The organism is Methylomonas lenta, from assembly GCF_001644015.1.
Lineage (GTDB): Bacteria > Pseudomonadota > Gammaproteobacteria > Methylococcales > Methylomonadaceae > Methylomonas > Methylomonas lenta.
On the sequence record NZ_LUUI01000043.1, the window covers coordinates 1 to 7,857 of the forward strand.

Sequence of the window (7,857 nt, forward strand, 5' to 3'; positions counted from 1 at the left end):
TGTGCGGCAGCGGACGGGAATGATTCACCAGATCATACTCATAATATTTTCTAAGCTGCCTGTGCGGCAGCGGACGTTCGTGTAGGTATGCAATGTCGTAATGTGATTTTCTAAGCTGCCTGTGCGGCAGCGGACACCTTTTCATACACGCCGTAGCCGATGCCGGTTTTCTAAGCTGCCTGTGCGGCAGCGGACATATCGTCGACACTAAGCCGGTTTCTCGTTCATTTCTAAGCTGCCTGTGCGGCAGCGGACTAATCAGCTCGTCATATAACTCTTGATCTTTTTTTCTAAGCTGCCTGTGCGGCAGCGGACTGATTTTATAAAACTTCTAAGCCAGTTGCACAGCGGTTTTCAAGGTATTTACCCCAATTTACCCATCCTCAAAACCGCAGCGCGCAACTAGCTGTTTTCAATCATATTTTTAAAGAGCAGAAAAACTTTGGTCAAAACTCGGGTACAGTAGCCGAGGCACTTAGGCCGTAGCTGCTGAAATCGGCGACGACAGGTTCGGATGCAGCCGATTTCTTGATCCACAAACAAAAGTCTTGCCCACTGCTTAAGCTTTTCAGGCGAATAAACGGGGTAGAAATCGCTTTTGGCGGCATATCGCAATAGCGAAACGTTTGTTGATAGTTGGTGTTGGGGATGACATTGTCTTCTAGGTTTATGGGGTCATGCAACGCCGTTTCAAAATCCATATCGTGCCGCTTGGCATAACGCCTTGCCAGACGGGCGGGATTGGTTTTGGGTTGTTGACGCTGATAAATCGCGTATCCAGAAACTTTATCCGGCACCGGTCGAATACTGGTGCAATGCACGTAGTCGCTCAAACGGGCTAGCCATTTGTTGACATCAAAACGGGTTAGCGTGGCTTCGTCATGCGCAAATAATCGACATTTGCCGCCCAGCACACTGTACTTTTCGCCCACCACGTATTCAGGAAACGAAATCCCAATCGGCACTCGTTTTTGTGCGTCTTGCATTTCAACTAAGCCAAGATGGAGTTGTTGGTAGACTTTGGACCAGAGGAAATGGATATTTACCTCGGGATTCGGGAGTAAGGTAATTTCGAGATAACAGCGCATGGCCTAGTCCTTGCCGCTTTCGCCGAATACGCCGCCGCGCACCAAGACTGCCATCACGTAATGTGCGTCTTCTTTTGTTGCTAATGTTTCACTACAGGCGAAGCGATCAAACAGGGTAAAAAAATCGGCTTTGGCTTTTGGGTTGCGATAGGCTATACCTAAATTAGTGACCGCGCCGTAAGGTTCTATAGCTATCGGGGCTTGGGTTTCTGGGTATGCCGGATACCATGTGTCGATGGTACGCAAAGCGTTGCCGATTTTTTGCGAGTGCATCCCTGCAACGTTGTTAATGTGATAGAGGATTTTGCTTTTTTTATCTTTCGCGGTGCTTTTGTCCAATACCAGTTCTTCACTGGGATAAACATCTTGGGCGAATCCTATTTGGGCAAAGGCGCTAATTTCTAGCAGTAAAAAATCTTCTTCGCCCGATAAGGCTTTGGCTATCTCAGCCGCCAGTTCGTCAATGTCAGGCGAGGTTGTTTCAAAATCACGCAGACCTATTTTTACCGCATCGAATGTCCAGTTTTTTTCTGAGTTTTGATTGAGCTTTTTAACTTGCACTTCAATGTGTTCCGCTCCCACACGATTACGCCATAAAAAACGCGCATTGGCGATATTGATGGCGTAACGTTTTGCCAGTGCTTTAAAGCCTTCGGTGGCAATGTAGTCATTGGCGGCTTGGCTGTAGGTTTCGTTAAACGCTTTGTTGTTACAGGCGGATGGGGTTTGTACGCCGCTTAACACTTTAAGCGTAAAGTGCAGTTTTAAGGTGTCTTGATCTTCTCCTAACGCGCAACTGTCAACCCGTTGTAAGTTGGGTTTTTCCACTTCGGCATTCAGTTTTAAGGGGTCATCTTTGATGGCGGGCTTAAGGCGGTTGGAGATGGTGCCGCGCACAGATTTTTCGCGTAAAACCAGCGGTTTGTTGGATTCAGGTTTATTACGTTCTTGCCACGTTGTGCCATACATAAAACCATCTGAGGGAACGAGTTTTTTTTCAAAAGCCAGTACAGAAGCGATGTTTGCGTTTTTAGCCATGTTATTTTTCCTTAACTATGATTAATGGGTTGGTTTTGTTGGCAAAGGTACAGATTGTTTTCTAAATCGGCGTGAGTATGCCAAAGCATGTTGTCGACGTTTTCAATGCGATACGGCATGATAAATTCGCCTAAGGTGACAATGCTTTCGGCAAAACGGTGGGGCGTGTCGGCGTCGCGCTGGTTTTCGGCCTTGCCTAAGTCGCTGATCCCGTGAAAACCCGTGGCAATCGGCACAATCCAGCCTTTGGTCTTGCGGCTACTTGTCCATTTGACTTTGCCGTTGTCATCGGTTTGGCTGATGTGTTTTATGGTTAGGTAGTCCAGCAAGGCATCAATGGCATCTTGTCCTTCAGGGTAGTCTGTCATGGCTTGCTGCATTAGGTCGCGGCGTTCAATTAAACAAAACCCCGGCATGAGTTTCGTTATGAGTTGTTTCTGGTTTTCCGATTCGATTTCAAAGGTTTCGGAGGGTTTGGCGGTGATGACATCGCCACCCGCAAATTTCAGTTTGCCTGTGATGAGTTGATCAACATGTTCCGTTAGGTCTTGGTCATAATCACAACTGTATTCAATAATTAGCGAAACAGTAAGATGGCAGCGGGCTTCTTCAATAAATGAGGGTCGATTGCCTGATTTATCTAGCGGATTTCCTGTGCCGATTATTGAATAAACAAAATCACTGTTGCCTTTGTGAGTTTGCAGGTTAATGTCGTGGCAGACCACGCCGACACTTTTAAACTCTAAATCCTCAAAGTCGACATGGTGGGCTTTAAGCAGGCGCTGTAAGTAGTGTACAGCCCCTAGCCAAGCCGTCATGGCAGGAAAGCCAATGGTGTAAGGACTGGATAAGGCGTTGGCATTGTGGATTTTAATGTAGGGTATTAACAGGATGTTTTTCATAACCAAGCCGCCTCGCAGGCTTCAATTGAGCGGATAAAGTGGGGTTTGTAGTGGTCGTCGTCGATAGACAAGGCCTTATCGCCTTGGGTGGTTTTGTAACTGTTAAAAAGCCAACGAGCCAGCGCGGTTTTTATGTCATCTTGCCAATCGGTTCGCTGTTGCCGTGTGTCTTTGTATTGTTGGTCTAGCCAAGTTTTTTGTTGTGGCGGGAGGTTTTGATAGTTATCTGATGTTGACCAACCTGCGTCTAAAAAGCGGATTTGCCAAAGCTTGTCGGCGACTTGATAGATAATGTTTTTAATCAGCCAATCGCGTTTGTTTCGGACATGTATATTGTTGGTGTCACTGCTTAATTGTTTATGCAGTTGGTCAAAATCTTCCTGAAAATCCTTTAGTCTTAAACTATTGCTGAAAAAATTGCTTTTAGGCGGGTTAATGCTGCGTTTTTTTAATATTGGGGGGAGGGATTCGAGTAGGTAAGCCGTGCCGCCATTTTGGTTGTTTAACACACTGATGTTTTGCGGTTTGGTGCCGCCGAAGCCGATAACCGTTAATGAATAAATTTCGGCCAGTTCGCCGTTAAAATGTTGGCAATTTTTCTTGGCTTCCCGTGCCGTTTTTGTTTCCTCAGAAAACCGTAGTGTATTGATGCGCTGTTTGAGCGTGAACATTAAACTTGATGAGGTCAGCACTGAAAGCAAGTGGTAGTGATTTTCTGAAACAGGAAAATAAACTTGTTTGACAATTGCGCTGGTTATGATTTTCGTATCAGTTGATTTAATGGCTAATAAGGCAGAAGCCAATTCCGTATAGTTTGTAGCTGGTAAGGTAAATTGTTGCTGGATAGCTGGGGTTGATTGTTCTAGATGACTGAGTACGGTTTGCCCATCTACCAGAGTTAGGCTTAAAAACTTATAAACATCCATTGCAGCGGCATTACCAAAAACATCGAGTTGCTCTGTCGTGTTGCCTGAACGAACAAATCCATCTGGTTTTTTTGCCGCGACTGCAATAATGGAGCTAGCTTTTGCACTAGGGTGGCTAAATTTGGCGGGATGGCTTACAAGTGATAATTGTTTGGCTCTTTTTGCCGCATCTGGCAACCAGGTAGGTAGCGAAAACAGTTCATTAGCTTCTTCCGTTAATTCGCGCTCATGCTCCTCCGTTGTTTTGCTATCTATTTTCTTTTTTAACCAGCTATCTTTACGTTCATTTAGAAAATTTTGTATTGCAAGGTCAATCATATTTGCTCCTTAGGATTTTTGGATTCACGATGACACGAGCTGCAGTCTAAGCTTATATAAAAATAAAAACAACCATTAAATACTTACTTATTAATTATTGCTATCTTAAAAGTAAATGCCACGCTGTTAATGTAAAATCTTCAAGCTGCTGTACAAGTAGCTTAGAAAATTAATTACTTACTTAATCCGTTCTCTGCCGCACAGGCAGCTTTAATCCAAACAAACCTGATAGGCTTTGAAACCCTGTCAGGTTTCCTGTAAACCGAATTGGCTGGAATAGCTAAATTTCAAGTCGTTTGGATTTTTTCCGTAAGTAGGAAAATTGGCCTCCCCATAGGCTTGGGCGGCTGCTTGCAAATCTGACTTAGGTGAGTTTTCCAATAAAACCGGATAGTCACGCCATAACCATAAACGCTGTTTTTCTAACGCCGTTAAATCTTCATCGTGGACGATGCCATAAACACTCTCTTTACCAATCCACTCACCCCAGTTATCTTTTTCTTTAAATTTAAAACTTCCATCTTCAGGAATTAAAAACAAGGTCAGTTCAGGCGTACTTTCCCTAAACTTGATGTATTGTTGCGGCTCACCGGTTAGCCACCAGCATGATGTAATCCAGCCGGATAAAGACTCAGGGCCTTGTTGACCGTAGTTAGTTAGTAATTGCTGAATGGAGTAATGCTCTAAATCAACTAGGCTTTGTTTGGGTTGCAAGGTCTCAGGTTTGGTAATCCGCGCGGTGGCATCTAAACGTGTTGCAATGGCCTCAATATCAAGCAATTTTTTTAAGTCGTGTGTTACTAAGTGGTGTTCTTTGGATTCATACCCAGGGCGATTAAAAACCACGTCTTTTCCATTAAGTCCCTTTAGGTTGAATTGCAATAACGCCATATTACTGGCTGCCAATTCTGAGGTTAACTCACGGTGGCGCATGATTCGCCCTGCCAACTGTATGAATGAACGGTAAGAAGACGGCTCGACCACCGCCCAGTCAAAATCATGGTCACGCCCGACTTCTTCAACAGGCGTTGCCACTAAAATAAAAATGACATTCGGTGCGTCAATGGTCTTTAAGTGCGCCTGAATCTGGGGATTATTAAGCGCATGTTTGGGATTGCTCGCAGTGCGTTTTAATACTGAATCCAGATGCTTTTCCTGTTCATTGCGCATAATCAGCACTTGCTGGCTGTGATAGGCCATCGCCCTGATTTCAATATCATCAGGCCAGCTTGCATTCAGCAGATTGCGGGCCATGGCAATGCACGGTTTTATGTTGGCAACCCGCACTACGCCAAAACTGACTTGTTTGCCCGTGGCCTTATCGATTAAATGATGTTGTTGATGTTTTTCAATAATTTCTGCTTGTATGACTTGGGCAAAATACTCTTCAACCGTGAGGTTTTGTTCGGCGGCTTGTTCAGGCGAGCAGTCAACAATAGCAGCTTTTCGTTTCGCTGCTTGTTTCTGCAAGTTTTGATTGCGTTTGTTGACGAATTGTTGATGGGCTGTACGGTAAACCGCCATTGCCTGTATTTCTTTTTGGCTCTCAAGCGTTGTCACTTGCGTGGAAAATTCATCAATCCAAGCACAGCCAACACGTTTACTTTGTTGCCGCATGGTTGCAAAGATTGACCAGCCCGATTGATAGGCATAGTAATAACCTTCCGCCAAATCAGGCGGAATGGTTGCCGAGGAAATCATCACCTTTCTACCTAACATACCCGTCAAATGAATCAAGCGCCCGATAGCAACTAAGTCTTTACCGTCAAAATCATCAATTTCATCAATGACTAAATCAGACGACATTAAACGCAAGGTCGGCAAAATATAGCGTCCACCGCGCTGGGTTTCGGTTGCAGCCATCAGGTGGTCTATGGTGCAGCTCAATACTGGCGCGTATAAAAATTGGCGGTCTTTTGTGGTTTTTAAGGCGGTTTTTAACCAATCATCGGGAAAATCACATTCAAAATACAATTCATTGTCGAGCAAGGTTTCTTCGGATTCGGAACCTGTCGCTTCCCGCTCCGCATCTTGTTTATCTTGTTGTTTTTGGGCGTGCAGTTCCAAAACCGCGCGTGAGCCGATTAACACCGCCAGTTCATTGCTTTTTAAACCAATCCGTTCGCGGTATTCGTTGCCCGTTTGCAATGTTAAAGTCCGCAAACCTAATGCAAGAACGTAGCGCAGACTGTCTCTATCGGGCGACAACGCCCGCATGATTTTGGCATTGGCAAACGTCTTGCCTTTGCCGGTGCTGGCCATGTTGACGGCAAAAAATCCGTACTGATTTTTATCAAGTAATGTGTTTTGTTGACGCCATTGGCTAATTTCTTTGACGGCTTTATCTTGCCATTCAAAGCCTTGCTTACTGCTCTGCTTTAATGGCTTTACGTCATAAACCCGTTCCAATTCCTCGTTTATCCCTTCCAACATCGGTAAAAAATGGGCGGCATGTTGCGCTTGTTTGGCGACGCCCAGCAAATGTTCATCTAAGGTTTGTTTAAAGACACTTTTATTATTGCCGTCCCTATCGGTATTGGCATAAAGAGCCAGTTCGCGATTTTTTAGGCGATTGGCATCATCTATTTTTAACGACGAATAGTAATGGTCACCCAACATTAGCGTGAGTCGGCTTTGTAGGAGAATCAAGCGCCAACTGCCATCGTTAATCGCTTGTTCCAGTAAAGGCAAATGTTGTTGTAAGCGGGTTGCTTGTTTTTTACATTCTTTTAGCCAGCTTGCTGAGTCGCTGGGTAAGCCTTTTGGGAAATCAAAACAACGTGGAAAATTTTTCTTGAACGTGTCGTCATCATAGTTATTTTCATAACCCCAATCCTGACGAATTCGTTTAAACACGCTATTAAAATCTTCAGCTGGCTTGCCTGCTGTTTTTTCAATTGCCGGTAAACGATGATGCGAAACAATCAACCATGCCAATACACTCGCGGCATTGGGTAACTCATAAAGTGGTGATTTAGTATTTTTAAGCACCTTTTGCTTTAAATTTGTTACGTCAAATTCAGCTTTTATCAGTCGACTTAGCCATTGTTCGTCTGTTTCGCGGTTGATATAAGCATTGAAAAACAGCACTGAAATCCATTCATGTCGTAATGGGTCGCCAGTTTTTTTATTTTCTATCAGTTTCGCTTGAAAATATTCTGACGCTTTACCCCAATCATGGAATAGAGCCGCCAATGCCGTCAGACTTTTTATTAAAGGCAAGTACAGCCAATCATTTTCCCATTGGCTATTTAGCATGTTTTTCCGTGTGATATTCACCGGCACAACACCTTCAGAATTAAATCGTCTGCGGTTCCCCACTATCCAAACCAATTCACTACGACTGCGCGATCTAATCCAATGACACGAAACCGCTGTGTTTTTAGTAGCTGTTTTGCGCAGCAGGGTTTTAACGGCGATCAGGCCCTCTTCGGTGATGACGGTTTGCCAGGTGTTGTCGCCGATGCGGTTGGCGAAGGCATCCAGCACGCGGCGGGTACGGTTTAATGCTTTCTTCTGGCATTGACTGACGAAGGTGACCATCATGATTTTACCCCTCACCCCGGCCCTCTCCCCGGAGGAGAG

5 protein-coding genes and 1 CRISPR repeat array are annotated in these 7,857 nt (G+C 44.7%); all 5 genes read right to left on the reverse strand.

Going from position 1 to position 7,857, the window contains the following annotated elements; genetic code table 11:
• Positions 1–47: 47 nt before the first annotated feature.
• Positions 48–315: a CRISPR direct-repeat array (repeat unit 28 nt; unit sequence TTTCTAAGCTGCCTGTGCGGCAGCGGAC).
• A 131-nt stretch (positions 316–446) separates the two neighbouring features.
• The 5 genes from cas6f to cas3f all read right to left on the reverse strand — a co-directional run bounded on the left by cas6f (position 447) and on the right by cas3f (position 7,818).
• Positions 447–1,088: a type I-F CRISPR-associated endoribonuclease Cas6/Csy4 gene (gene cas6f, locus A1359_RS02740; RefSeq protein WP_066977648.1), complete on the reverse strand. Its 642-nt coding sequence runs from the start codon at positions 1,086–1,088 to the stop codon at positions 447–449.
• A gap of 3 nt (positions 1,089–1,091) precedes the next feature.
• Positions 1,092–2,126: a type I-F CRISPR-associated protein Csy3 gene (csy3, locus tag A1359_RS02745; RefSeq protein ID WP_066977651.1), complete on the reverse strand. Its 1,035-nt coding sequence runs from the start codon at positions 2,124–2,126 to the stop codon at positions 1,092–1,094.
• Positions 2,127–2,137: 11 nt separating this feature from the next.
• A complete protein-coding gene (gene csy2, locus A1359_RS02750; protein ID WP_066977654.1) occupies positions 2,138–3,028 on the reverse strand; it encodes a type I-F CRISPR-associated protein Csy2 in 891 nt (296 codons plus the stop codon).
• Positions 3,025–4,272, reverse strand: a complete 1,248-nt coding sequence (csy1, locus tag A1359_RS02755) for a type I-F CRISPR-associated protein Csy1 (RefSeq protein ID WP_066977657.1) — start codon at positions 4,270–4,272, stop codon at positions 3,025–3,027. The genes csy2 and csy1 overlap by 4 nt, the downstream gene beginning before the upstream one ends.
• 246 nt (positions 4,273–4,518) lie before the next feature.
• Positions 4,519–7,818: a type I-F CRISPR-associated helicase Cas3f gene (cas3f, locus tag A1359_RS02760; RefSeq protein WP_066977660.1), complete on the reverse strand. Its 3,300-nt coding sequence runs from the start codon at positions 7,816–7,818 to the stop codon at positions 4,519–4,521.
• Positions 7,819–7,857: the final 39 nt, after the last annotated feature.

Bases quoted from the DNA above. Each gene is read 5' to 3' on its own strand.
- cas6f (WP_066977648.1), bottom strand. From the start codon at position 1,088: ATGCGCTGTTATCTCGAAATTACCTTACTCCCGAATCCCGAGGTAAAT.
- csy3 (WP_066977651.1), bottom strand. From the start codon at position 2,126: ATGGCTAAAAACGCAAACATCGCTTCTGTACTGGCTTTTGAAAAAAAA.
- csy2 (WP_066977654.1), bottom strand. From the start codon at position 3,028: ATGAAAAACATCCTGTTAATACCCTACATTAAAATCCACAATGCCAAC.
- csy1 (WP_066977657.1), bottom strand. From the start codon at position 4,272: ATGATTGACCTTGCAATACAAAATTTTCTAAATGAACGTAAAGATAGC.
- cas3f (WP_066977660.1), bottom strand. From the start codon at position 7,818: ATGATGGTCACCTTCGTCAGTCAATGCCAGAAGAAAGCATTAAACCGT.